Below are 23674 nucleotides of genomic sequence, written 5' to 3' on the forward strand. Positions count from 1 at the left end.
ACGGACTGGACTGAGACACATGACGGCTGACACCAGCACCAGGATCGCCGCCCTCCGGACCGACCCGGCGATGTCCCTCCTGCACCGATCGCTGGACGTCTACTACGGCGACGCCGAGCGCGACGCGCGGATGGACGCCTTCTACGCCCGCTTCGTCACCGAGGGGGATCTCGTCTTCGACGTCGGCTCGCACGTGGGCGACCACATCGCCAGCTTCCGTCGCCTCGGGGCGAGGGTGGTGGCGGTGGAGCCGCAGCCGCTGTGCCTGCGCGCCCTGAAGGCGATCTACGCCGACGACGACCAGGTGACGCTCGTCGAGGCGGTCTGCGGCGCGGCCCCGGGGAGCACTCGCTTCCACGTCAACTCCGCCAACCCCACAGTGTCGACGGCCTCGCCCGACTTCATGCTGGCGGCGGAGGGCGCCGGCGGGTGGGAGGGCCAGGTGTGGGACGCCGACATCGAGGTCCCGGTGGTCACTGTCGACACCCTCATCACCGAGTACGGCGAGCCGACCTTCGCGAAGATCGACGTGGAGGGTTTCGAGGACGAGGTGCTGGCCGGTCTGACCCTCCCGCTGCCCGCCCTCTCGTTCGAGTTCACCACGATCGCGCGCCCGGTCGCCTCCCGGTGTCTCGAACGCCTGACCGCCCTCGGCTTCGACGGCTTCGACGTCGCGCTGGGCGACGACAAGTCGATGACGTTCCAACGCTGGGTCTCCGCGACCGACATGGCGACGCACCTCGCCGCACTGCCGCACAGCGCGAACTCCGGCGACGTGTACTGCGTGCGCGGTCGGCACCAGACGGGAACCTGACCGACGATCGGATGATCGGGTGCTGGCGGCGGGGCGGACCAGCGGGGGATGATCGTTGTTCGTCTCGACGCCGAGCCGAGCCACGCGATCAGGCGGGGAGAGGGTGACGCCGTTGACCCCTACGCAGCTTCGCGCGTACGTCGCCGTGGTCCGGTTGGGCTCGGTCAAGCAGGCCGCTGCGGAGCTCCAGGTCTCCGAGTCGGCCGTGTCGCTCCACATCGCCCAACTGCGCAAGGAGTTCGGCGACAAACTCTTCGCCCGTACGGCGGGCGGCCTCGCGTTCACCCCCGGTGGGCTGCGGCTGGCCAGCCGCGCCTCGGAGCTGCTGGGCCTGCAGGACCGCACGATACGGGAGGTGAGCGCCGCGACCCGTGGCCGGCGTCTGTTACGGGTCGCCGCGTCGAGCCTCTTCGCCGAGTTCGCCGCGCCGGGCCTGATCGACCTCTTCGCGAGGCGGGCCGCCGACCTCGACGTCGAGTTGAGCGTGCGTGGCCCGGGCTCCTTCGGGCCGCTGCTGCTGGCCCGCGCCGTGGACATCGCCATCGGCCCGCAGCCGCCGGTCGTCGATGCCGCCATCGCCTGCCGCCCGGTCATGAACTACCGCCTCGTCCTCGTCGTCGGCCCGCTCCACCCGCTCGCCGGGGTGACGGCGTCCCCTGGGCAGTTGCGGGAGCAGACCTGGCTGCTCGGGCCCTCGGCGACCACGGAGTTGGGCGGGGTGCCGGCGTTGCTGCGTCGCCTCGCCGTGCCGGATGACCGGCAGCAGATCTTCCAGAGCCACGCGGCGGCGCTGGGGGAGGCCAAGCGAGGTAAGGGGGTGGCGCCGGCCCTCGCGTTCACCGTCGCGCCCGACGTCCGCCAGAGGCATCTCGTGCAGGTGGCGGGGCCACACGCGACGATGGAGGCGGTGTGGCATTCGCAGGTGCTCGCCAACCCCGACGCGATGTCGGCCGCTGGCGAACTGTCGCGCTTCTCGTCGACGCCGAGGGCGATTCAGGCGATGATGCGCGGCGCGGGCGTGAGCGTCGGCCACTTCCGGCCGTCGGTGCACGTGACGCTCTGGAGCTGACGGGCTACGACCAGCAGGTCCTGGAAGGTGCTGGCCGGCAGCATCCGGTCGCAGTAGGGGAGTGCGGCGGCCATGCCGCCGACCCGAGGTGCGAAGCCGGGTGCGCCGGCGCGGGGATTCAACCAGACGATCCGGTACGCGCGGCGGCTCAGCCGGGCCATCATGGCGGCCAGGTCGTCGGGCGGATCGCTGTCCCAACCGTCCGACCCGATCACCACCACCGCCCCACGCACGGCCTCCGCGTGGTGGGAGGTGAGCAGGGCGCGCAGGTTCGTGGCGATCCGGGTGCCCCCGTACCGGTCGGTCACGGCCGCGCTGGCCTGCGCGACCGCCTCTGCCGCCGACGTGTGTCGCAGCACCACGGTGAGCCGGGTCAACGTGGTCGCGAACGCGAAGACCTCCGCGTCGGCGACCACCGCGAACGCCCGCATCAGATGCAGGTACGCGGTCGCCTGCGCCCGCATCGACTCGCTGACGTCGCAGAGCAGCACGACCCGGCGTGGCCGTCGTGTCGGCCGCTCGCGGACCACCTCGACGGGCTCCCAACCGGTGCGACGGGCCCGGGCGATGGTCTGCCGTAGCGCGACCCGCGCGCCGCCCGTGGCGATGGCGTGCCGCCGGGTACGCCGGGTCGGCCAGCCGACGACAGCCGCGCGGAGGGCGTCGCCGAGTTGCGTGACCTGCGCGGGATCGAGGTGGTCGAACGGGCGGTCGGCGAGCCCGGTGAGAGCGCTGGGCCGCCGCTCGGGCAGCCGCAGCGTGGTGTCGCGTTCCGCGGTCTCCGCGACGGCTGGCGGCAGCGTCGCCCAGGGCAGGCCGCCACCCGACCCCGAGTCGTCGCTGTCGGCGGGCACCCGGACGTACCGATCGTCGTGACCGTCGGTCGTCGACGTGGACCGCGACGGCCGGGGCAGTGGCGGGGGATCAGCGAAGATCGCCGCGAAGACCCGGTCGAACGCGGCGAGATCGGTGTGCCGCCGGACCAGACTGATCCGGGCGGTCCAGTAGAGCGACGACATCGAGTCGGGTGGGCTGGCGGCGAGCGCCCGGACGAAGTCGTCGACGTCGGTGAGCCCGGCGGCAACGCCGGCCCGTCGCAGCCGGCCGGCGAACGCCACAGCGAACGCGGCCCGGTCGACGCCGCGCAGCACTCCCGGACTCACCGGCGCGCGACCAGCCAGACGATCACCGCGCCGACGGCGACAAGGCCAACGAGCGCTGGTACGAGGCGCTTGGTGACCGAACCACCGGCGATGCTGAGCAGGTCGAGCGCCTCCGGCTCGGCGGCCGGCGTGGCCCGCGCGGTATCAGCCGACGGTCCCACGACAGACGGCGTGACGGGCGACGGCGCGGCTGCCGACGACGAGAGGGGCGACGGCTCGACGGGCGACGGTGCGACGGCGGCGGTGCTGGGTGTGGTCACGATCGCGGTGGCGGACGCGGCCGGGTCGGACGGCGCGGCGACCTTCGGCGCGACGGGTTCGGGGTCCGTACGAGGGGTCGGCGCCGCCGCCGTCGGCTGCTCCGCGGCCAGCTTGGCCTCCAGGTTGGCGACGAACTGGGCCAACAACTTGCCGGACACTTCCTTGATCATGGCGCTGCCGAACTGGGCCAGCTTGCCGGAGATCTTCAGGTCGGTGTCCACGCTGACCAGCGTCCGGTCGCCGTCCGGCCGTAGCTGGGCGGTGACCAGCGCGGACGCGTTCCCGGTCGATCGGGCGTCGCGGCCCTTCGCGTCGATCACCCCGCGGTACGCGGCGTCGTCCTTCTCGACGAACTGGGCGGTGCCCGCGAACTCGGAGATCACCGGCCCGACCTTGACCCGCACCCGGCCCCGGTAGACGTCGCCGTCGACGCCTGTCAACTGGGCGCCCGGCAGGCACGGTGCGAGCCCTTCGAGGTCGGTGAGCACCGACCACGCCTGCTCGATCGGCACGGCGACCGCGAACTCGTTGCTGATCTTCACGGCTGGCTCTCCTGGTAGGCGTAAAGCGCGGCGGCGACCACCGCGCGGTCGTCGGGGGTCTTGGCGATGGTGCCGATGGTCCGCGCGACGTCGTCGGCGACCAGGTCGGCGATGCCCAGCACGGACAGCGCGGCCACCCAGTCGATGGCCTCCGCCATGCCGGGCGGCTTCTCCAGATCCCGGTCGCGTACGCCGCCGACGAACTGGACGGCCGTGTGGATCAGGGGCTCGGTGGCACCCGGAACGGCCCGGCGGACGATCTCCACGGCCCGGGCCGGCGCGGGAAAGTCGATCCAGTGGTACAGGCAGCGGCGGCGCAGCGCGTCGTGCAGTTCCCGACTGCGATTGGAGGTGAGCACTACGACCGGCGGCGTCCGGGCGGTGAAGGTGCCGAGTTCGGGGATCGTGATGCCGGCCTCGCCGAGGAACTCGAAGAGCAGCGCCTCGAACTCGTCGTCGGCCCGGTCGATCTCGTCGATCAGCAGCACCGGCGGGACCGGCCCCCGGTGGCGTACGGCCCGCAGGATCGGCCGTTCCTGGAGGAACTCGGCGCTGAACAGGTCCGCGTCGGTGAGCCGGGTGTCCTGTGCCTCGGCGAGCCGGATCGCCAGCAGTTGTCGCTGGTGGTTCCACTCGTAGAGCGCCTCGCCGGCGGTCAGCCCTTCGTAGCACTGCAACCGGATCAGCGGCGTTTCCAGCGCGCGGGCCAACGCCTTCGCGGCGGCGGTTTTGCCGACGCCCGGTTCGCCCTCCAGCAGCAGTGGTCGACCGAGGCGCAACGCCAGGAACAGGGCCATTGCCAGGCCGTCGTCGACCAGGTAGTCGACGGCGTCGAGGCGGTCCCGCACGGCCTGGGCGTCTTTCATACGTCGCCGGCCAGCAGGCGCTCGTAGTCCGCCCGGGTGTCCACGTCGACCGGCACCGGGCCGTCGGCGGGCACCTCGGTCACCGGGTGGCGGCCGGAGTGCAGCAGCTTCCAGACGGCCTTGTCGCCGTGCAGGTCGTACAACTCGGGAAGGACCTTCTGGTCGAAGCGGAACGGATGGCCCAGCCCGTTCGCGTACCGGCATACGGCCAGCGGGGTGGTCGCCGTGGCGACCCGGCGGACGTCCGCGACGCGGACGCCGGGCTGGTCGCCGAGGAGCAGCACGAGCGCGTCGGCGCGCGCGTGCACCGCCCGCGCGGCCGTGCTGACCGACGAACCGCAGCCGGTGCTGAACGCGGGGTTCTCCACGATCTGACAGCCGGTCAGGTCCACCTGGTCCCGGATGGCGGCCGCCGCTCCGCCGAGGGTGACGAGCAGTTGGTCGAAGCCGCACGAGCGGGCCAGGTCGAGGGTGGCGTCGAGCAGCGTCCGCCCCCGGTACGGCAGTAGTTGCTTCGCCTCGCCGAGCCGCGTCGACGCGCCCGCGGCGAGGACCAGACCGGTCAGGAACACGGGCTACGCCGCCGTGTAACTCGCGAGGCAGCCGGCGCAGCAGAACCAGAAGTCCTGCCCGTCGACCCGGGCGTGCGGGGTCGACGGGCCGACCAGCACGGTCATCCCGCACACCGGGTCGACGGCCTGCTGCGGTCGCGCGGCCGGCGTGCCGGAGGCCGGGGCCAACCCGTCCACCCGGATGGCCCGGACCACCTCACCCATGATCGACAGGGCGATCTCCGCCGGTGTACGTGCGCCGATCTCCAGACCGGCCGGTGTGTGGACGCGGGCGCGTTCCGCGTCGGTCAGGCTCAGCTCGTCGAGCAGGGCCGCGCCGCGTCGGTCGCTGGCGACGAGCGCGATGAACCCCACGCCGGCGTCGAGCGCCGCCCGGATCGCCTCCTGCTCACCCTTACCCAACCCGGCCACCACCACCGCGGTGCAGCCGGCGTCGTCGTCGGCTGCCACGACGTCGAAGTCGAGGAACGCGGCGAGGGTCGCCACGGCGGCGCTGATCGGCGTGCTCCCGACCACGCGCAGTGCCGGTGCCGGCAGCATGGGTCGGAGAAAGACCTCGATCGCGCCGCCGGAATGGCAGGGGTTGACCACCACCCGCGCCCCCGGTGCCTCCGGGAACGGGGGCGCGCCGTCGGGCAGGACACGCAGCAGCAGGGCCGTCCCGTCGCGCATGGTGTCGAGTGCCGCCGCCCGCACCGAACTCTCCGCGCAGACCCCACCCACGAAGCCCTCGATCGACCCGTCCGACCGGATCACCGCGGCGTCGCCCGGCCGGGCCGACGTCGGGTCCTGTGCGCGGACCACTGTGGCGTGGACGAACGGTTCCCGGTTGTCGGTCAGTTCCCGGGCGCGCTCGGCGATGGTGGTCATCCTCGACTCCCTCAGATCGGCGGCCGAGCCTGGCCGCGCATCGCGTCCCAGACCCGCGACGGCGTCAGCGGCATGTCGGCGTGTCGGACGCCGAAGGGCTTCAGGGCATCCACGACCGCGTTGACGATCGCCGGTGGCGATCCCACCGTCGCGGACTCGCCCACGCCCTTCGCCCCGATCGGATGGTGCGGGGACGGCGTCACAGTGAAGCCGGTCTCCCAGTCGGGTACTTCGAGGGACGTCGGGATCAGATAGTCCATCAGGGACGCGCCGAGGCAGTTGCCGTCCTCGTCGAACGCGATCATCTCCATCAGGGCCATGCCCACGCCGTCGGTGAGCCCGCCGTGCACCTGCCCCTCGATGATCATCGGGTTGATGCGGGTGCCGCAGTCGTCGACAGCGATGAACCGTCGTACCGTCACCTGCGCGGTGCCGGGGTCGATGTCCACGACGCAGATGTACGCGCCGTGCGGGTACGTCAGGTTCGACGGGTTGTAGCAGATCTGCGCCTCCAACCCGCCCTCGATGCCCTCGGGCAGGTCACCCGCGCCGTGCGCGCGCAGGGCGATGTCCTGGATCGTGACCGACCGGCCCGGGTCGCCGGCGACGTGGAACGCGCCCTTCTCCCACTCCAGGTCGGCCACCGACACCTCGAGCATTCCCGAGGCGATGATCCGGGCCTTGTCGCGGACCTTGCGGGCCACCAGGGCCGCCGCCGCACCCGACACGGGCGTCGACCGACTGCCGTACGTGCCGAGGCCGAACGGTGTGTTGTCGGTGTCGCCGTGCAGCACCTCGATGTCCGCCGGTGGGATTCCGATCTCCTCGGCGACGATCTGCGCGAACGTCGTCTCGTGCCCCTGACCCTGTGACTGCACGCTGAGGCGTACCACGGCCTTCCCGGTCGGGTGGACGCGCAGCTCGCAGCCGTCAGCCATGCCCAACCCGAGAATGTCCATGTTCTTGCGCGGCCCGGCGCCGACGGCCTCGGTGAAGAACGCGATGCCGACGCCCATCAGCTCGCCTCGGGCCCGCTTCTCCGCCTGCTCGCGGCGCAACTCGTCGTAGCCGGCCATCTCCATCGCCAGCCGCATCGTCGGCTCGTAGTTGCCCGAGTCGTACACCCAGCCGGTCTTCGTCGTGTACGGGAACTGCTCCGGCCGGATGAAGTTCTTCAACCGCAGCTCGGCCGGGTCCATGCCCAGCTCGTCGGCGAGGCAGTCGACGATCCGCTCGACCAGGTAGACCGCCTCGGTGATCCGGAACGAGCAGGCGTACGCGACGCCGCCGGGCGCCTTGTTGGTGTAGACCGCCGTCATCTTGCAGTACGCGGCCTCGATGTCGTAGCTGCCGGTGAACACACCGAAGAAGCCGGCCGGGTACTTCACCGGTGCGGCGGTGCCGTTGAACGCGCCGTGGTCGGCGAGCACGTTGGTGCGGATGCCGAGGATCCGGCCGTCCCGGGTCGCGGCGATCTCCCCACGCATGATGTAGTCGCGGGCGAACCCGGTGCTGATCAGGTTCTCCGAGCGGTCCTCCATCCATTTCACCGGCTTGCCGGTGACGATCGAGGCGACGATCGCGCAGACGTACCCGGGGTAGATCGGCACCTTGTTGCCGAACCCGCCGCCGATGTCCGGCGCGATCACCTGGATCTTGTGTTCGGGCAGGCCCGCCACGATGGCGTAGAGGGTGCGGTGCGCGTGCGGCGCCTGCGTGGTCGACCAGAGCCGCAGCTTGCCCTCGACGGCGTCGTAGTCGGCGACCGCCCCACACGTCTCCATCGGCGCCGGGTGGACCCGGGGGTAGACGAGATCCTGGCTGACCACGACATCGGCGCGGGCGAAGACCGCCTCGGTGGCCGCCTCGTCGCCGGTCTCCCAGTCGAAGCAGTGGTTGTTCGTCTTGCCGTCCAGGTCGTCGCGGATCAGCGGTGCGTCCGGAGCCAACGCCCGGCGCGCGTCGATCACCGGGTCGAGGACGTCGTACTCGACGTCGATCAGCTCCAGCGCGTCACGCGCCGCGTACCGGTCCTCGGCGACGACGAAGGCCACCTCCTGGCCCTGGAAACGCACCTTGTCGGTGGCGAGCACCGCCTGCACGTCGTTGGAGAGGGTCGGCATCCAGGCCAGGTTCTGCTGCGCCAGCGCGGCCCCGGTCACCACCGCCCGCACCCCGGGGGACGCCTCGGCGGCGCTCGTGTCGATGCTGACGATCCGGGCATGCGCCACCGGCGACCGGAGGATCGCCAGGTGCAGCATGCCGGGCAGTTGGACGTCGTCGACGTACCGGCCGCGGCCACGCAGGAACCGCGGGTCCTCCTTGCGCAGCATCCGCCCGTACCCGACGGGCTTCTGGTCGTTGTCGTGGAACGCGTCCACGCGCTCGTTCACCGTGGTCATGCGGCGGCCTCCGCGGGCTGGCCGGCGTTGTCGATCTCGCCGGCCTCGGTCGATTCGGTGGTCTCGGTGACCTGAGCCGCGGCCTGCGCCTCGGCCACGGCGGCCCAGCGGACCGAGCGCACGATGGTGGCGTAACCCGTGCACCGGCAGATCTGCCCCGAGATCGCCTCCCGGATCTCCGTCTCACTCGGGTCGGGGTTGCGGTCGAGCAGCGCCCGCGCCGTCATCATCATCCCCGGCGTGCAGAAACCGCACTGCAGACCGTGGCACTGCATGAAGCCCTGCTGGATCGGGTCCAAGTCGGCGCCCTTGGCGAGGCCCTCGACGGTACGCACCTGGTGGCCGCCGGCCATCGCCGCGAGCACTGTGCACGACTTCACCGGCTCGCCGTCCAACCAGACCACGCAGGTGCCGCAGTTGCTGGTGTCGCAGCCCCAGTGGGTGCCGGTGAGCCCGAGGACGTCGCGCAGGAAGTGCACCAGCAGCAGCCGGGCCTCGATGTCCCGGGTGACCTCGACGTCGTTGACGGTCATGGTGACCTGCATACTCAGCTCCTCGCCCGTTCGACGGCCCGGCGCAGGGTCCGCCTGGTCAGCTCGGCGGCCAGATGCCGCTTGTAGTCCGCACTGCCGCGCTGGTCGGTCACCGGGTCGCAGCTGCGCGCCGCGATCTGCCCGGCCTGCTCGTAGAGCTCCTCCGAAGGCTCCTGCCCCCGCAGCGCCGCCGAGATCTCCGGGATGCCCGTCGTGTTGGGGCCGACCGCCGCGAGCCCGACCCGGGCGTCCACGATCACGCCGCCGTCGAGCCACACCGCCGCGCCGGCCGACACCACGGCCCAGTCGCCGGCCCGGCGTTCGACCTTGGCGTACGCGCTGCCGCACCCGGGTCGCACCGGCACCCGGATCTCGACCAGGATCTCGTCGTCCGCGACGGCTGTCTCGTACGGCCCGACGTAGAACTCCTCCATGGACACGACCCGCTCCGCGCCACCCGGACCACGGATCACACACCGTGCGTCCAGCGTCGTGCAGACCGCCGAGAGGTCCTCGGACGGGTCGGCCTGGCAGAGCGAGCCGCCCAGCGTGCCCCGGTTACGCACCACCGGGTCGGCGATCACCCGCTCGGCGTCCGCGAAGATCGGGAACGCCGCCGCCAGCACCGGAGATTCGAGCAGCTCCCGATGGCGGGTGAGCGCGCCGATGCGGACCTCGTCCGGGCCCGTCTCGACGTAGCCCAACTCGGCGTGCAGGTCGTTGATGTCGATCAGGTAGTCGAAGTTGGCCAGCCGGAGCTTCATCATCGGCAGCAGGCTGTGCCCACCGGCGATCAGGCGGGCGGTCCCGCCCAGTCGTTCCAGCAGGCTGATCGCATGGTCCACACTGGTGGCTCGCTCGTACTCGAACGGTGCCGGCACCTGCATGTCGCACCTCCGCAGTCCGGCAGAATCTCTGCCGGACGGTCAGCAAAGTCAACGGCGACCTAAGCAACTGCTTAGGTCGGCGTTGACGGTGCCGCCAGGGCTCGCGGATCGTGCGGCCATGCGGGACATCGTCGACGGGCTGACGAGCTGGCGTACCGCTGGCGTCGCGTTCGCCGTCGCGACCGTCGTGCGGACCTGGCAGTCCGCGCCCCGTCCGGCCGGCGCGGCGATGGCCGTCTCGGCTCACGGCGAGGTGCTGGGCAGCATCTCGGGCGGCTGCGTCGAAGGTGCCGTCTACGAACTCTGCCGGACCGCGCTGGCGACCGGAACAGCCCACACCCAGACCTTCGGTGTCAGCGACGACGACGCGTTCGACGTCGGCCTGACCTGCGGTGGCACGATCCGGATCCTGGTGCAGCCGAGCGTCGCGATGATGGAGATCGACGAGGTGCTCGCCGCGATCCGGGACGGCCGCCCGGTCGCCACCGCGTCGGTCGAGAACGCCCAACTGGTGATCTGGCCGGACCGGATCGCCGGCAGCGTCGGCGTGCCCGCGCTGGACGACGCGGTCGCCCGACAGGCGGTCGGGATGCTCGCCCTCGGCGTCACCGGCACGATCCACCTGGGTCGGCAGGGTCAGCGTCGTGGCGACGACGTTGCCGTCTTCGTCCAGTCGTACGTGCCACCGCCCCGGATGATCGTCTTCGGCGCGATCGACTTCGCCGCCGCGATGGCCCGGATCGGCACATTCCTCGGCTACCACGTCACGGTCTGCGACGCCCGCCCGCTGTTCGCCACCCGCGCGCGCTTCCCGGACGTCGACGACCTCGTCGTCCAGTGGCCACACAAGTACCTGGAGTCGACGACCGTCGACGACCGCACCGTGCTGTGCGTGCTGACGCACGACCCCAAGTTCGACGTGCCGCTGCTCCAGGTCGCGCTGCACACACCCGCCCGCTACATCGGAGCGATGGGCAGCCGCCGCGCCCACGACGACCGGATGCGCCGACTGCGCGACGCCGGTGTGGGGGAGGCGGCGCTGGCCCGGCTCTGCTCGCCGATCGGGTTGGACCTGGGCGCGCGGACACCGGAGGAGACTGCCGTGGCGATCGCCGCCGAGATCACGGCCCGGACCTGGGGCGGCACGGGCCGCCCACTCACCGAGCTGGAAACTCCGATCCACCACACCTGACCGAGTCCCGCCCCGTCGGCACAGCCCGACCCCGTCGATTATGGAGATGTGGTGCCAAACTTCGCACGGTAAAGCTGCTTTGTCACCCACCACAACTGCATGATCGTCGAGGCAGGGCAGGGCAGGGCAGGGCAGGGCAGGGCAGGGCAGGGCAGGGCAGGGCAGGTTGACGACCGTTGGAGCTAGATCATGGAGAGGATCAGCGCGGTGGAGACCGCCAGGTCACGATCGAACACCTCGTCCCGGGGGATGAACACCATCGCTTGCCCCTCGCCGAGCACCACGTCCTGCTGACGAGCCGTGGTAGTACCACGGAACACGTGGACAGTCACGGTGTGCGGGAAGTCCGCTTCGTGCGGGCGCGGTCCGCTCCACAGCGGGTGCAGCTCACCCGCCGTCAGGCCAGTTTCCTCCAGCAGTTCGCGGCGGGCCGCCTCCTCCGGTGACTCGCCGGGCTCGACATGGCCACCCGGCAGGCTCCACTGGCCCGGCGAGACGACCGCATCCTCGTCGCGGTGTTGCAGCAGCACCGCGCCCGACGGATCGACAAGCAGTACGAGAGCGACGCCATAGGTGGCCATGACGAGACCGTGCCACGTCGCCGCGAGCGTGTCGACGACGGTCACGCACACCGCACCGGATCGCCTACCCTCCACGGATGCACCTCGACGATCTTCCGCTTGCCGAGTTCGCGTTTCCGGGGCCACTGCGGGACACACTGGTGGGCGCGATCCTGTCCGGGGCGAAGACCTCCACGACCGGCCTGCTGATCGGGTACGAGCGCGCGAACGAGCCGCTGCCCGAGGTGGGCCAACTCTCCGCCGTGGTGGACTCCGCGGGCCGGCGGGTCGCGGTGATCGAGCTGACCGACGTACGGGTGATCCGGCTCGCCGACGTCGACCTGGAACACGCCCTCGCCGAGGGCGAGGGGGACGAGTCGGTGGCGCAGTGGCGTGCGGGGCACGAGACGTTCTGGCACAGCGCCGAGATGCGCGCCGAGCTGGGCGATCCCGACTTCACAGTGGACGATGACACCCTCGTGGTGACCGAGCGCTTCCGGCTCGTGTGCGTCGCCTAAGCCATCATTCGGCCCGCCCGCAACCCGGATGGCCGTCCCTTGTGCGCGAAATCGTCACAACGATCGGTGGCAGCTCAGCAGAGCACCGCTCGGCGTGTCGAACAGCTCAGCTGCCAACGATCAAGGACGGGCAGCATCGCCCACAGTCGAGCTGACCGTGGCTCGCCCGACAGTCATATCTTCAGTTCGCCGCCGTTGCGTTGGGCGTCGTCCTTGATCGCAATGAGATTCGCGGAGACGTACGGGATGTTGTGTGTCTGGTGCCATTCGCTCGGGAAGTACGTGACCAACCGCGATGCCTGGAAACGGCATTTGATTTCCGGCACGAACCGAGAATAGTTGGCGTCCGTGAAGTACCAGAACGAGTTCTCGTTGTAGAAAGCGACATGCGTCGGGTCCTGATAGGCGCCCCGACCGTCGGTGCTGGGTGTCAGCGACAGGAGCATCCCGTTCGGCGCGAGCAGTCGGTACAACTCGTTGAACAGTGCGATCTTGTCCGGGATGTGCTCCAGGAAATCCACAGCCCGGATGACCCCGACGCTGTTGTCCGGCAGGTCGACTCCCTTCGTTATGTCGCAGACCATGTCGACGCCCGACCCGTCGTGGTAGTCCAGCCCGAGATACCCCTCGGGCTTGTTGTGGGCCGCACCCAGGTCGAGAGCCAGGAGTCCCCGCCGCCGTGACCAGGCCAGCGCGTTCTGCTGAATATTCCGGTCGTAGATCTCTACCGTGCGCTGCTGGATGCGGGCGTTGAAGTCCGGGATGCGTTGTGTGTTCTTGGCATGCATCCGCTGCAGGTACAGGCATTTCTGAATGTGATGGAACTCGCCCACCTGGTAGAACCGAGCCATGAGGTCGGCGTCGTCCGCGACGTCGAGTGACTCGTCGTATCCGCCGACCTTCTCGTAGATGTCCCGCCGGAAGGCCCGCACATGGTTCGGTGCGTACCAGATGTAGCTCACATTGTGTGGTGTCGGCGGCATCGCCTGGCAGGCCAGCACCTCGCGGCCGTCCACCTTCTCATCGTAGTGCCGCCAACCGAATGAACTCGCGAAACGGTCCTCACAGCGGCCCCCGTCCTCCTGGATCTGCGCGGTGTCGCTGTAGACGAACCCCACCTCCGGGTTGGAGTCGAAGGCGTCGACGATCTCTTGCAGACAGTCGCTGCTGAGCAGGTCGTCGTCGTCAAGCTCGACCAGGATGTCCCCAGAAGCCTCGGCGCAGGCGTACCGCTTCACGGCGCCAACGCCTTTCAGATCGTCCTGGACGATGAGCCGGATCCGATCGTCGTGCCTCTCGGGCCGCCAACGAGATCCCTGGTTGAGAATGACCACCCATTCCCAATCGGTGAAAGTCTGCTCGACCAGCGATCGGAAGCACTCGTCGATGAATTGGGTGCGGTTGCTTCCTGTGAAGACCGTTACGCGCGGCGTAGGCATTGAACTGATCACCTACCCGCTGGCGTCGAGGGCGAAGCCTTCGCGGCCGGACGGTACTTCGCCGGAACGGCCGAGGTGAGCTCCTTGTCCAGCCGGATCGCCGCCTTGAAGGCGTCCCGCGCCGCAGCGTCGTCACCAGACTGGGACAGCAGCAAGCCCAACCGGAGGTAGGCGGTTGACGACTTGTCGTCGATCGACACCACCCTGCGGTAGATCTCCATCGATGTCGCGGGAGCCTTACCTTCCAAGGCGATGGCCTTGTTGTAGAGGGCCGGCCGGTAGTTGGCGTCGGCCGCCAATGCCTTGTCGTAGTTGCCGACCGCCTCGTCGGCCTGGTTGCGCGACTGGGCGATGTAGCCCAGGTTGAACCAGGCGAACTTGTTGTCTGCCTCGGCGGCCACCACCTTCTCGAAGGTAGCCTTCGCCGCGTCGAAGTTGCCAGCTTGGCCCTGCTCGACACCGAGCTTCAGCAGCTCCGCCGGCGTAGTGCCACCGTTCGTCTTGTCGCTGTTGCCGGCGTTGTTTCTCGGCTTCTCAGCAGGCTTCTCGCTGCATGCCGTGACTCCGGCCAGCAGGACCGCACCACAGGCGAGTGACCCGAATATCTGACGCGTGCTCATTCATTCTCCTTGACGGGTAACGGGGCGGTCGGACTCGCTGATCGGCCGGCTGGCATTTCTACTGTCGGTCGTCGCCCGGCCCGCCGTGTCAGCCGCAAGCCCGAACGCCACCGGTGTGACGGTCGAGATGCAGGACACCCAGATGTCGGCGCCTCCGCCCGTAAAGGTGAACTGGTAGCCACTGACCGAGAGGGGCTGGATCAGCACCGGGTTGACGCCCGCACCCGACAGTTGGTAGCCGGTTCCGACAGCAATGTCTCCGGCCTGACACCCGAAATCGACGGGGGTGTCCGCAATGACGGTCAGCGGGCCCTGAATGTAGGCCGCCTCGATTCCATTGCCGGCCAGGCCCTGCACGCCCTGGGCACCCTGCGGGCCCTGCGGGCCCTGCGGACCCTGCGCACCCTGAGTGCCCGTGTCGCCCTGGGCGCCTTGGAAACCTTGAGCTCCTTGAAGCCCTTGGAGCCCTTGGGCGCCTTGGGCGCCTTGGGGGCCTTGTGCGCCGGTGTCGCCTTGGGTGCCCTGGAATCCTTGGGCGCCTTGGTTGCCCTGGGGGCCTTGTGCGCCGGTGTCGCCTTGGGCACCTTGATTACCTTGGGTGCCCTGGTTGCCCTGGGGGCCTTGTGCGCCGGTGTCGCCTTGGGTGCCCTGGAATCCTTGGGCGCCTTGGTTGCCTTGCGGGCCTTGTGCGCCGGTGTCGCCTTGGTTCCCTTGAGCGCCCTGGAACCCCTGGGCACCCTGGTTACCTTGTGGGCCTTGTGCGCCGGTGTCGCCCTGGAATCCCTGGAATCCTTGTGCGCCGGTGTCGCCCTGGGCGCCCTGGAATCCCTGGTTACCTTGGGCGCCTTGGTTACCTTGTGGGCCTTGTGCGCCGGTGTCGCCTTGGGCACCTTGATTACCTTGGGTGCCCTGGTTGCCCTGGGGGCCTTGTGCGCCGGTGTCGCCCTGGAATCCTTGGGCGCCTTGGTTACCTTGTGGGCCTTGGGCTCCGGTGTCGCCTTGGGCACCTTGATTACCTTGGGTGCCCTGGTTGCCCTGTGGGCCTTGGGCTCCGGTGTCGCCTTGGGCACCTTGATTACCTTGGGTGCCCTGGTTGCCCTGTGGGCCTTGGGCTCCGGTGTCGCCTTGGGTGCCCTGGAATCCTTGGGCGCCTTGGTTGCCTTGCGGGCCTTGGGCTCCGGTGTCGCCCTGGGCGCCCTGGAATCCCTGGTTACCTTGGGCGCCTTGGTTGCCCTGGGGGCCTTGTGCGCCGGTGTCGCCTTGGTTCCCTTGAGCGCCCTGGAATCCTTGGGCGCCTTGGTTGCCTTGCGGGCCTTGTGCGCCGGTGTCGCCTTGGTTCCCTTGAGCGCCCTGGAATCCTTGGGCGCCTTGGTTGCCCTGGGGGCCTTGTGCGCCGGTGTCGCCCTGGAATCCTTGGGCGCCTTGGTTGCCTTGGTTGCCTTGGTTGCCTTGTGCGCCGGTGTCGCCTTGGTTCCCTTGAGCGCCCTGGAACCCCTGGGCACCCTGGTTACCTTGTGGGCCTTGGGCTCCGGTGTCGCCTTGGGCACCTTGATTACCTTGGGTGCCCTGGTTGCCCTGTGGGCCTTGGGCTCCGGTGTCGCCTTGGGTGCCCTGGAATCCTTGGGCGCCTTGGTTGCCTTGCGGGCCTTGTGCGCCCTGGGCGCCCTGGGCGCCCTGGAATCCCTGGTTACCTTGGGCGCCTTGGTTGCCTTGGGGGCCTTGTGCGCCGGTGTCGCCTTGGGCACCTTGATTACCTTGGGTGCCCTGGTTGCCCTGGGGGCCTTGTGCGCCGGTGTCGCCCTGGAATCCCTGGAATCCCTGGAATCCCTGGAATCCTTGGGCGCCCTGAGCACCCTGGTTCCCTTGGCTGCCCGTGTTGCCCTGGTTGCCCTGGGCACCTTGACTACCTTGAAGGCCCTGAGCGCCGGAGTCGCCTTGGTTACCTTGAGCGCCGGTGTCGCCCTGAGCGCCGGTGTCGCCTTGAGCGCCCTGGGGGCCTTGAGTGCCCTTCGGGTAGTCGGGCTTCGGCCGCTTGCCCTCGTCGTGTTTGCCCCATGGGCCCTGCCATCCCTGGGGGCCGCAGTCCGGTGGCCCGTCAGAGTGCTGGTCTGCCGAGTCGTATGGTCCCCCGCCGTCTTGAGCAACCGGCAGGAACGAGGGCCAACCGCCGTACTGGCCGAGTGGACCGGGCGTGCCGACGTGCACGTCCTGGGCAGACGATTTCGCTTCCACGGGTTGCGCTGCGGCTGCGGGCCCGCCCGTCATCCCGACCACCATCAGGGCAGAACTCAGCCCGGAAGCGGCGCGGCCAGGCTTCAGCCTTCGCCGCAGCCGTCGGTTGTTGCTCATGACCCCTCCAGAGAGCCGCGCTTGGTACACCCAGAGATGCTGGGGAGCGACGCACCGTAACTTCACGGGCGAGTCGCAGAGTATTCGACCGATTCGCCGCTTCTGATAGGTTTCACGTCATTCCGAAGGAATTCGGATAAAGTGGACTCTATTCACTATTGGCCACGTATCGGCCCCACAGGCTCCGGTCATTGCGTCCCGGACCCGCGATGCGAGTCACTCATCCCAAGGCCTCGCCGCGGTCGGCAATGGATCGCCACCACGACCGGGGAGGTCTGGCTGCGCGGATCCGCTCGCTGCGTGGACATCGCCGGGTGCAGCATGCCCTGGGCCGCCTGCGGTGCGCATCAACGAGACCCACAGCCGCTGCGCGTCACGGAGGCCGCAGGGCGGATCGTCCTGGCTGTACTGCCCGCTCCGAAACGTGCCCTGGTGCGCGCTCTGTTACCGCTCGCCGCTCACGACCAGCGACCCGGCCTGCACCCGCGTGGATCGTGATCTCTGCGGCGCGGAAGTTGCCCGCGTCCGCGCGAGTGTTGAGCGGCGCCGGTCCTGAAGCGAGGGCGACGGGCTCGTACCCGGCCATCTGCGCAACGTGTCGATGCCGCTGGCCACGGCCCCCGATTTGGGTGACGAGGCGGTCGCCTGGTGTTTTGCCAGTCGGAATGGCCCGGCGGCGGCAAGCGTGGCCGAGGCGCTCTGAACGAGAGCCGGCCCGGTCCCGGTGCCGTGGCTAGCCTTCGTAACCTGGATCCGCCACACTGCGCGGTATGCGTGATCGTTGGCGCCGGTGGGCGTGGGTCGGGGTGTTCGTTGTCGGGCTGATCCTCTACTTGGCGGTGCTGCGGACCCTGGTCAGCACCAAGAATCCGAACTTCGTACCGGCGTTGATCCTGCTCGGGGCGACATTGGTGCCGTTGACGTTCCTGACGTTCGCGCAGGCCCGGACCGGGCGGTGGCAGGTGCCGGCGTCGGTGTTGGTGACGTCGGCGTTCTTCGGCGGTGTGATCGGCACGGTCGTCGCCGGGACCCTGGAGTACGACACCCTGCGCGGCCTCGGCACGTTGCCCATGCTGTTCGTGGCGCTGATCGAGGAGTCGGCGAAGCTGATCGTGCCGGTGGTGCTGCTGTTCACGGTGGTGGCCCAGCGTCGGCGTCGGGTGCCCTCGGACGGTCTGGTCATCGGCGTCGCCGCCGGCATGGGGTTCGCCGCGCTGGAGACGATGGGTTACGCGTTCAGCGCGTTGCTGAGTTCGCAGGGCAACATCGGGGCGGTGGAGCAGACGCTGTTCATCCGTGGTCTGACCGCGCCCGCCGGTCACACCGCCTGGACCGGGCTCACCGCCGGAGCGCTGTGGGCGTTGTTGGCCACGCCGAGCGCCCGCCGGTTGTTCGGGTTCATCGGCACGTTCGTGGGCGTCGTCGTCCTGCACACCCTCTGGGACACGTTCACCGGCTCGCTGGTCTTCGTCGTGGTGGCGCTCGTCAGCATCGGCTGGCTGTTCTGGGAGCTGCACCGCTACCGGACCTTCAACGAGCACCCCGTCGGCCAGCTCCAGCCGAACTGACCCCCGCCCGGCAGGCACCAAGCCTCCCCCGGCCCTCGCGAAGAGGGTGGGGGAGGCTTGTCTCTTCTGATCCCGCTGCGACGGGGACGGCACCTCGACTAATGTCAGGCTGTTCACATTTTGTGTGATTAGTCGGGAAGGTGCGCGATGGGGGTGCCTCGCTGGATTGAGGGTTGGCCGGTCTACCGGCAGCTCACCGGCACCGACCCACTCGGCCGGGGCGCGGCGGCCAAGTCCGCTGGATCCCGCGCACTCACTGCCCGTACCGACACCGCCGACTCGATGGCCCGGTCCGTCTGCCCGTACTGCGCCGTCGGTTGCGGCCAGCGGGTGTACGTGAAGGACGGGCAGGTCAGTCAGATCGAGGGCGACCCGGACAGCCCGATCTCGCGGGGTCGGCTCTGCCCGAAGGGCTCGGCCAGCAAGAGCCTGGTGACCAGCCCACTGCGGCAGACCAAGGTCCGCTACCGCCGGCCGTACGGCACCGAGTGGGAGGACCTCGACCTCGACACCGCGCTCAACATGATCGCCGACCGGGTGCTGGCCGCCCGCGACGAGACCTGGGAGGACGTCGACCCCGAGGGGCGACCGCTCAACCGGACGCTGGGCATCTCCAGCCTGGGTGGGGCGACGCTGGACAACGAGGAGAACTACCTCATCAAGAAGTTGTTCACCGCGATGGGGGCGCTCCAGATCGAGAACCAGGCCCGTATTTGACACTCCTCGACCGTCCCCGGTCTGGGGACCAGCTTCGGTCGTGGCGGCGCCACCCAGTACCAGCAGGACCTGTCGAACTCCGACGTCATCGTCATCCAGGGTTCGAACATGGCCGAGGCGCACCCGGTGGGCTTCCAGTGGGTGATGGAGGCCAAGCGCCGAGGCGCGAAGGTGTTCCACGTCGACCCACGCTTCACCCGCACCAGCGCGCTGGCTGACGCGTACCTGCCGATCCGGGCGGGCACCGACATCGCGCTGCTCGGCGGGGTGATCCGCTACATCCTCGAGAACGAGCTGGACTTCCGGGAGTACGTGGTCTCCTACACCAACGCCGCGACGATCGTGACCGAGGAGTTCGCCGACACTGAGGACCTGCACGGGCTCTTCTCCGGCTTCCAGGAGGAGAACGCCTCGTACGACCAGACCAGTTGGCGTTACGAGGGCCACGGGCAGAACCAGACGACCCGCGACACCGAGATCCAGCGGGAGACCGGCGCTGGGCTGGAGCACGAGTCACACGGTGCCCCGGTCGGCGGCGAGACCGAGCGCGACGAGACGTTGCAGCACCCGCGCTGCGTCTACCAGATCCTGAAGCGGCACTACGCCCGCTACACCCCGGAAATGGTGGAACGCGTCTGCGGCATCCCGCAGGAGAAGTTCCTCGAACTGGCGCAGGCCTGGACGGAGAACTCCGGTCGGGACCGCACCGGAATGCTCGTCTACTCGGTGGGCTGGACGCAGCACAGCGTGGGTGTGCAGTACATCCGTACCGGCGCGATCATCCAGCTCCTGCTCGGCAACATGGGCCGGCCGGGTGGCGGGGTGATGGCGTTGCGGGGGCACGCCAGCATCCAGGGGTCGACCGACATCCCGACCTTGTTCAACCTGCTGCCCGGCTATCTGCCGATGCCCCACCACGCCAACCACCCGACGCTCGACACGTGGGTGGACAGCATCGCGCACCCAGGGCAGAAGGGGTTCTGGGGCAACGCCCGCACCTACGGCGTCAACCTGCTCAAGGCGTACTGGGGAGACGCAGCCACCGCCGACAACGACTACTGCTACGGCTACATGCCCCGGATGACCGGTGACCACGGCACCTACCAACAGGTGCTCAACATGATCGACGGGAAGGTCAAGGGGTACTTCCTGCTCGGTCAGAACCCGGCGGTCGGTTCGGCGCACGGCCGGGCGCAGCGTCTCGGCATGGCCAACCTCGACTGGCTCGTGGTCCGGGACCTGTTCGAGATCGAGAGCGCCACGTTCTGGAAGAACGCGCCGGAGATCGAGACCGGCGAGATCGTGCCGGAGGAGTGCCGCACGGAGGTGTTCTTCCTGCCCGCCGCCTCGCACGTGGAGAAGGAGGGCACGTTCACCCAGACGCAGCGGCTGTTGCAGTGGCGGGAGAAGGCCGTCGAGCCACCAGGCGACGCCCGCTCCGAACTGTGGTTCTTCTACCACCTCGGTCGCGTCATCCGGGAACGGCTGGCGACGTCGACGAAGCCGCGCGACCGGGCGCTGCTCGACCTCGCCTGGGACTACCCCACGCACGGCCCGAACGCCGAGCCGAGCGCCGAGGCGGTGCTGCGCGAGATCAACGGGTACGACGTGGCCACCGGCCGGCCACTGGCGTCGTTCACCGAGATGAAGGACGACGGCTCCACCGTCGGCGGTTGCTGGATCTACACCGGCGTGTACGCGGATGGCGTCAACCAGGCGGCCCGCCGCAAGCCCGGCGCGGAGCAGTCCCTGGTGGCGCCCGAGTGGGGTTGGGCGTGGCCGGCGAACCGGCGCATCCTCTACAACCGTGCCTCCGCCGACCCGGACGGCAACCCGTGGAGCGAGCGCAAACGCTACGTCTGGTGGGACGCGGAGAAGAGCGAGTGGACCGGCTACGACGTACCGGACTTCGAGAAGACCAAACCGCCGTCCTACCGACCGGCGCACGACTCCTCAGGCGTGGCGGGAATCGCCGGCGACGACCCGTTCATCCTGCAGGGCGACGGCAAGGGCTGGCTGTACGCGCCGACCGGCGTGCTCGACGGGCCGATGCCCACCCACTACGAGCCGGTCGAGTCGCCGGTGCGCAACCCGCTCTACCGACAGCAGGCCAACCCGACCCGCAAGGTGTACACCCACCCGATCAACACGCTGAACCCGAGCCCGCCGGAACCGTACAGCCAGGTGTTCCCGTACGTGTTCACGGTCAGCCGGCTCACCGAGCACCACACCGCCGGCGGGATGAGCCGGACCGTGTCGCCGCTGGCCGAGTTGCAGCCGGAGATGTTCGTGGAGGTGTCCCCGGAGTTGGCCGTCGAACGCGGCCTCACCCACCTGGGCTGGGCTCACCTGATCACCGCGCGTGCGTCCATCGAGGCGAAGGTGCTGGTGACCGACCGGCTCACCCCGTTGCGGGTGGATGACCGGATCATCCACCAGGTGTGGTTGCCGTACCACTTCGGTTTCGAGGGTCTGGTGACCGGTGACTCGGCCAACGACCTGTTCGGCATCAGCCTGGACCCGAACGTGCTGATCCAGGAGAGCAAGGTCGGCACCTGCGACATCCGGTCCGGGCGTCGCCCGAGAGGTGCGGAGCTGCTGGCGCTCCTCGTCGACTATCGGCGGCGGTCCGGTGACCTCAACCCGCACTACCCACCGCTGGTCACGACCGACTCCGCGGACAGCGGCCCGGACCAGGAGGTCTGACCCATGCCCCACACCAATGCCCTGTACGGTCCGCTGGACCCGGCGCCGGACGCGGGTTATGAGAACGCGCCATCGCGGATGGGGTTCTTCACCGACACGAGTGTCTGCATCGGTTGCAAGGCCTGTGAGGTGGCCTGCAAGGAGTGGAACGGTGTGCCGGAGAGTGGGTTGGACCTGCTCGGCATGTCGTACGACAACACGGGTGCGTTGACCGCGAACTCGTGGCGGCACGTGGCGTTCGTCGAGCAGCCCCGCCGCGCCGGTCTGGCGACCCCGGCGTTCGCCGGGGACCCGGACGGGCCGCCGGTCAGCCCGGTCACGGCGGCAGTCGGCGCGTTGACCAGCGCCGACACCGGCACCGATCCGGGCCTGCCCACCGGTTCGCCCGAGGCGGCGGCCCGGATGTCGGCCGGCCCGGAGTTCCTGGGGATGCCGGGTGCGCAGCCGCCGGGTCGGGGCACCGGTGTCGAGGGGCGTACCGATTTCCGGTGGTTGATGATGTCGGACGTCTGCAAGCACTGCACGCACGCGGCGTGTCTGGACGTGTGTCCGACGGGGTCGTTGTTCCGGACGGAGTTCGGGACGGTGGTGGTGCAGGAGGACATCTGCAACGGGTGCGGTTACTGCATCTCCGCCTGCCCGTACGGGGTGATCGACCAGCGTAAGGACGATGGTCGGGCGTGGAAGTGCACGTTGTGCTACGACCGGTTGGGCGCGGGCATGACCCCGGCGTGTGCGCAGGCGTGTCCGACCGAGTCGATCCAGTACGGGCCCCTCGACGAGTTGCGGGAGCGGGCCGCCACGCGGGTGGCGACGTTGCGGGGGCGGGGGGTTTCCGAGGCGCGGTTGTACGGGCACGACCCGAACGACGGCGTCGGCGGTGACGGGGCGTTCTTCCTGCTGCTCGACGAGCCGGAGGTGTACGGGCTGCCACCGGACCCAGTCGTGACCACCCGGGACCTGCCGGCCATGTGGAAACGCGCCGGTCTGGCCGCCCTGGCGATGACCGCCGCCACTGTTGTCGCATTCCTGGGCAGGCAATCATGACCCGCGGCGGTGAGCAGCTCACGGTGCCGCCGGCCGACTTCGCCTCCTACTACGGGAGGCCGGTGTTGAAGCCGCCGGTGTGGAAGTACGACATCGCCGGCTACCTGTTCACCGGAGGCCTCGCCGCCGGAGGCGCGCTGATCGGCGCGGGCGCCCAACTGACCGGACGACCGGGGTTATGCACCGTGGGCCGGTGGACGGCCCTCGGTGGTATCGCCGCCAGCACGTACCTGTTGGTCCACGACCTCGGCCGGCCGGCCCGGTTCCATCACATGCTCCGGGTGGTCAAGGTGACCTCGCCGATGTCGGTCGGCACCTGGATCCTCGCCGCGTTCGGGCCGCTGGCCGGTGTGGCCGCGGTCGCCGAGCTCGCGCCGCTGCTCCCGCAGCACGGTGTGCTCGGCCTCGCCCGTCGGATCGCACCGCCCGTCGGCAACGTCGCCGGCCTGGCCGCCGCGGCCACCGCGCCGGCCCTCGCGACGTACACCGGGGTGCTGCTCGCCGACACCGCCGTACCTGCCTGGCACGAGGCGTACCCCTATCTGCCGTTCGTCTTCGGTGGCAGCGCGCTCGCCGCCGCCACCGGGGTCGGCCTCATCGCGGCACCCGCCGCCCAGACCGCTCCGCTGCGGCGACTCGCCGTCGTCGCGGCGACCATCAAGTACCTCGGCGGCCGCCGAATGGAGCGGTTGGGCCTGACCGGTGAGCCCTACCGGCAGGGTCGCAGCGGTCGTCTGGTCCGTGCGGGTGACGTGCTACTCGGCGTGGGCACCGTCGCCGCGCTGTTCAGCCGACGCAGCCGGGTCCTGTCGGCGATCTCCGGCGCCGCTCTCGTCGCCTCGTCGATCGCCACCCGGTTCGGCGTCTTCGAGGCGGGCCGGGTGTCGGCACGCGATCCTAAGTACACGGTCGTGCCACAGCGGGAGCGGCTCGACGAGAAGCGGTCGGCGACCCGGCTCTGAGCGGATCTACGAAACGG

20 protein-coding genes and 1 pseudogene are annotated in these 23674 nt (G+C 69.6%); 9 read left to right on the forward strand and 12 right to left on the reverse strand.

What is annotated here, in order from left to right:
* The first annotated feature begins 19 nt into the window (after positions 1-19).
* Both FHU34_RS14635 and FHU34_RS14640 read left to right on the forward strand, forming a co-directional pair.
* On the forward strand, positions 20-814 hold the full coding sequence (locus tag FHU34_RS14635) for an FkbM family methyltransferase (RefSeq protein ID WP_145780730.1): 795 nt from the start codon (positions 20-22) through the stop codon (positions 812-814).
* A gap of 103 nt (positions 815-917) precedes the next feature.
* Entirely contained in the window at positions 918-1883 is a 966-nt protein-coding gene (locus tag FHU34_RS14640) for a LysR family transcriptional regulator (RefSeq protein ID WP_244311673.1), read from the forward strand.
* Here the strand turns inward: FHU34_RS14640 and FHU34_RS14645 are convergent.
* From FHU34_RS14645 to FHU34_RS14680, 8 genes are read right to left on the reverse strand one after another with little or no spacing between them, the layout of a single operon-like run.
* On the reverse strand, positions 1808-3046 hold the full coding sequence (locus FHU34_RS14645) for a vWA domain-containing protein (RefSeq protein WP_145780735.1): 1239 nt from the start codon (positions 3044-3046) through the stop codon (positions 1808-1810). The genes FHU34_RS14640 and FHU34_RS14645 overlap by 76 nt on opposite strands.
* A complete protein-coding gene (locus FHU34_RS14650; protein ID WP_145780736.1) occupies positions 3043-3849 on the reverse strand; it encodes an SRPBCC domain-containing protein in 807 nt (268 codons plus the stop codon). Before FHU34_RS14650 ends, FHU34_RS14645 begins: the two co-directional genes overlap by 4 nt.
* Positions 3846-4715, reverse strand: a complete 870-nt coding sequence (locus tag FHU34_RS14655) for an AAA family ATPase (RefSeq protein WP_145780738.1) — start codon at positions 4713-4715, stop codon at positions 3846-3848. Before FHU34_RS14655 ends, FHU34_RS14650 begins: the two co-directional genes overlap by 4 nt.
* Complete coding sequence (locus FHU34_RS14660; RefSeq protein ID WP_145780740.1) at positions 4712-5287, reverse strand: nucleotidyltransferase family protein; 576 nt, start codon at positions 5285-5287, stop codon at positions 4712-4714. The genes FHU34_RS14655 and FHU34_RS14660 overlap by 4 nt, the downstream gene beginning before the upstream one ends.
* A 3-nt stretch (positions 5288-5290) precedes the next feature.
* On the reverse strand, positions 5291-6157 hold the full coding sequence (locus tag FHU34_RS14665) for an XdhC family protein (RefSeq protein WP_145780742.1): 867 nt from the start codon (positions 6155-6157) through the stop codon (positions 5291-5293).
* Between the two features lie 11 nt (positions 6158-6168).
* Entirely contained in the window at positions 6169-8559 is a 2391-nt protein-coding gene (locus FHU34_RS14670; protein ID WP_145780744.1) for an aerobic carbon-monoxide dehydrogenase large subunit, read from the reverse strand.
* A complete protein-coding gene (locus tag FHU34_RS14675; RefSeq protein ID WP_145780746.1) occupies positions 8556-9104 on the reverse strand; it encodes a (2Fe-2S)-binding protein in 549 nt (182 codons plus the stop codon). Before FHU34_RS14675 ends, FHU34_RS14670 begins: the two co-directional genes overlap by 4 nt.
* A 2-nt stretch (positions 9105-9106) precedes the next feature.
* Positions 9107-9979: an FAD binding domain-containing protein gene (locus FHU34_RS14680; RefSeq protein ID WP_145780749.1), complete on the reverse strand. Its 873-nt coding sequence runs from the start codon at positions 9977-9979 to the stop codon at positions 9107-9109.
* A 118-nt stretch (positions 9980-10097) separates the two neighbouring features.
* On the opposite strand from FHU34_RS14680, the gene FHU34_RS14685 reads away from it, so the two are divergent.
* Positions 10098-11171, forward strand: a complete 1074-nt coding sequence (locus tag FHU34_RS14685) for an XdhC family protein (RefSeq protein WP_145780751.1) — start codon at positions 10098-10100, stop codon at positions 11169-11171.
* 182 nt (positions 11172-11353) lie between these two features.
* Here the strand turns inward: FHU34_RS14685 and FHU34_RS14690 are convergent, their stop codons facing one another.
* A complete protein-coding gene (locus tag FHU34_RS14690; RefSeq protein WP_280116484.1) occupies positions 11354-11797 on the reverse strand; it encodes an NUDIX hydrolase in 444 nt (147 codons plus the stop codon).
* A 32-nt stretch (positions 11798-11829) separates the two neighbouring features.
* Between FHU34_RS14690 and FHU34_RS14695 the strand changes: the two genes are divergently transcribed.
* Complete coding sequence (locus FHU34_RS14695) at positions 11830-12249, forward strand: ASCH domain-containing protein (protein WP_145780754.1); 420 nt, start codon at positions 11830-11832, stop codon at positions 12247-12249.
* A gap of 173 nt (positions 12250-12422) precedes the next feature.
* On the opposite strand, the gene FHU34_RS14700 is transcribed toward FHU34_RS14695, so the two are convergent.
* From FHU34_RS14700 to FHU34_RS33675, 3 genes are read right to left on the reverse strand one after another with little or no spacing between them, the layout of a single operon-like run.
* A complete protein-coding gene (locus FHU34_RS14700; protein ID WP_145780756.1) occupies positions 12423-13688 on the reverse strand; it encodes a glycosyltransferase in 1266 nt (421 codons plus the stop codon).
* Between the two features lie 8 nt (positions 13689-13696).
* Entirely contained in the window at positions 13697-14308 is a 612-nt protein-coding gene (locus tag FHU34_RS14705; protein WP_145780758.1) for a tetratricopeptide repeat protein, read from the reverse strand.
* Positions 14309-14665 carry a hypothetical protein gene (locus FHU34_RS33675; RefSeq protein ID WP_244311674.1) on the reverse strand — a complete coding sequence of 119 codons (357 nt, stop codon included), beginning with the start codon at positions 14663-14665 and terminating at the stop codon, positions 14309-14311. It lies immediately after the preceding gene.
* A 156-nt stretch (positions 14666-14821) separates the two neighbouring features.
* Between FHU34_RS33675 and FHU34_RS33680 the strand changes: the two genes are divergently transcribed.
* The 5 genes and pseudogenes from FHU34_RS33680 (at position 14822) to nrfD (ending at position 23657) form a co-directional block, all read left to right on the forward strand.
* Positions 14822-16717 (forward strand): hypothetical protein, encoded by a 1896-nt coding sequence (locus tag FHU34_RS33680; RefSeq protein ID WP_244311675.1) that lies wholly within the window; start codon positions 14822-14824, stop codon positions 16715-16717.
* A 710-nt stretch (positions 16718-17427) separates the two neighbouring features.
* A complete protein-coding gene (locus tag FHU34_RS14715) occupies positions 17428-18225 on the forward strand; it encodes a PrsW family intramembrane metalloprotease (RefSeq protein WP_145780762.1) in 798 nt (265 codons plus the stop codon).
* A 147-nt stretch (positions 18226-18372) separates the two neighbouring features.
* Positions 18373-21621 (forward strand): annotated as a pseudogene (fdh, locus tag FHU34_RS14725) (formate dehydrogenase); the annotation flags it as partial.
* A gap of 30 nt (positions 21622-21651) precedes the next feature.
* Entirely contained in the window at positions 21652-22695 is a 1044-nt protein-coding gene (locus tag FHU34_RS14730; RefSeq protein ID WP_145780768.1) for a 4Fe-4S dicluster domain-containing protein, read from the forward strand.
* Positions 22692-23657, forward strand: coding sequence for an NrfD/PsrC family molybdoenzyme membrane anchor subunit (nrfD, locus tag FHU34_RS14735; protein ID WP_145780769.1), 966 nt, complete (start codon positions 22692-22694; stop codon positions 23655-23657). The genes FHU34_RS14730 and nrfD overlap by 4 nt, the downstream gene beginning before the upstream one ends.
* Positions 23658-23674: the final 17 nt, after the last annotated feature.

Origin of the sequence: Micromonospora taraxaci, from assembly GCF_007830095.1 — a bacterium.
GTDB lineage: Bacteria > Actinomycetota > Actinomycetes > Mycobacteriales > Micromonosporaceae > Micromonospora > Micromonospora taraxaci.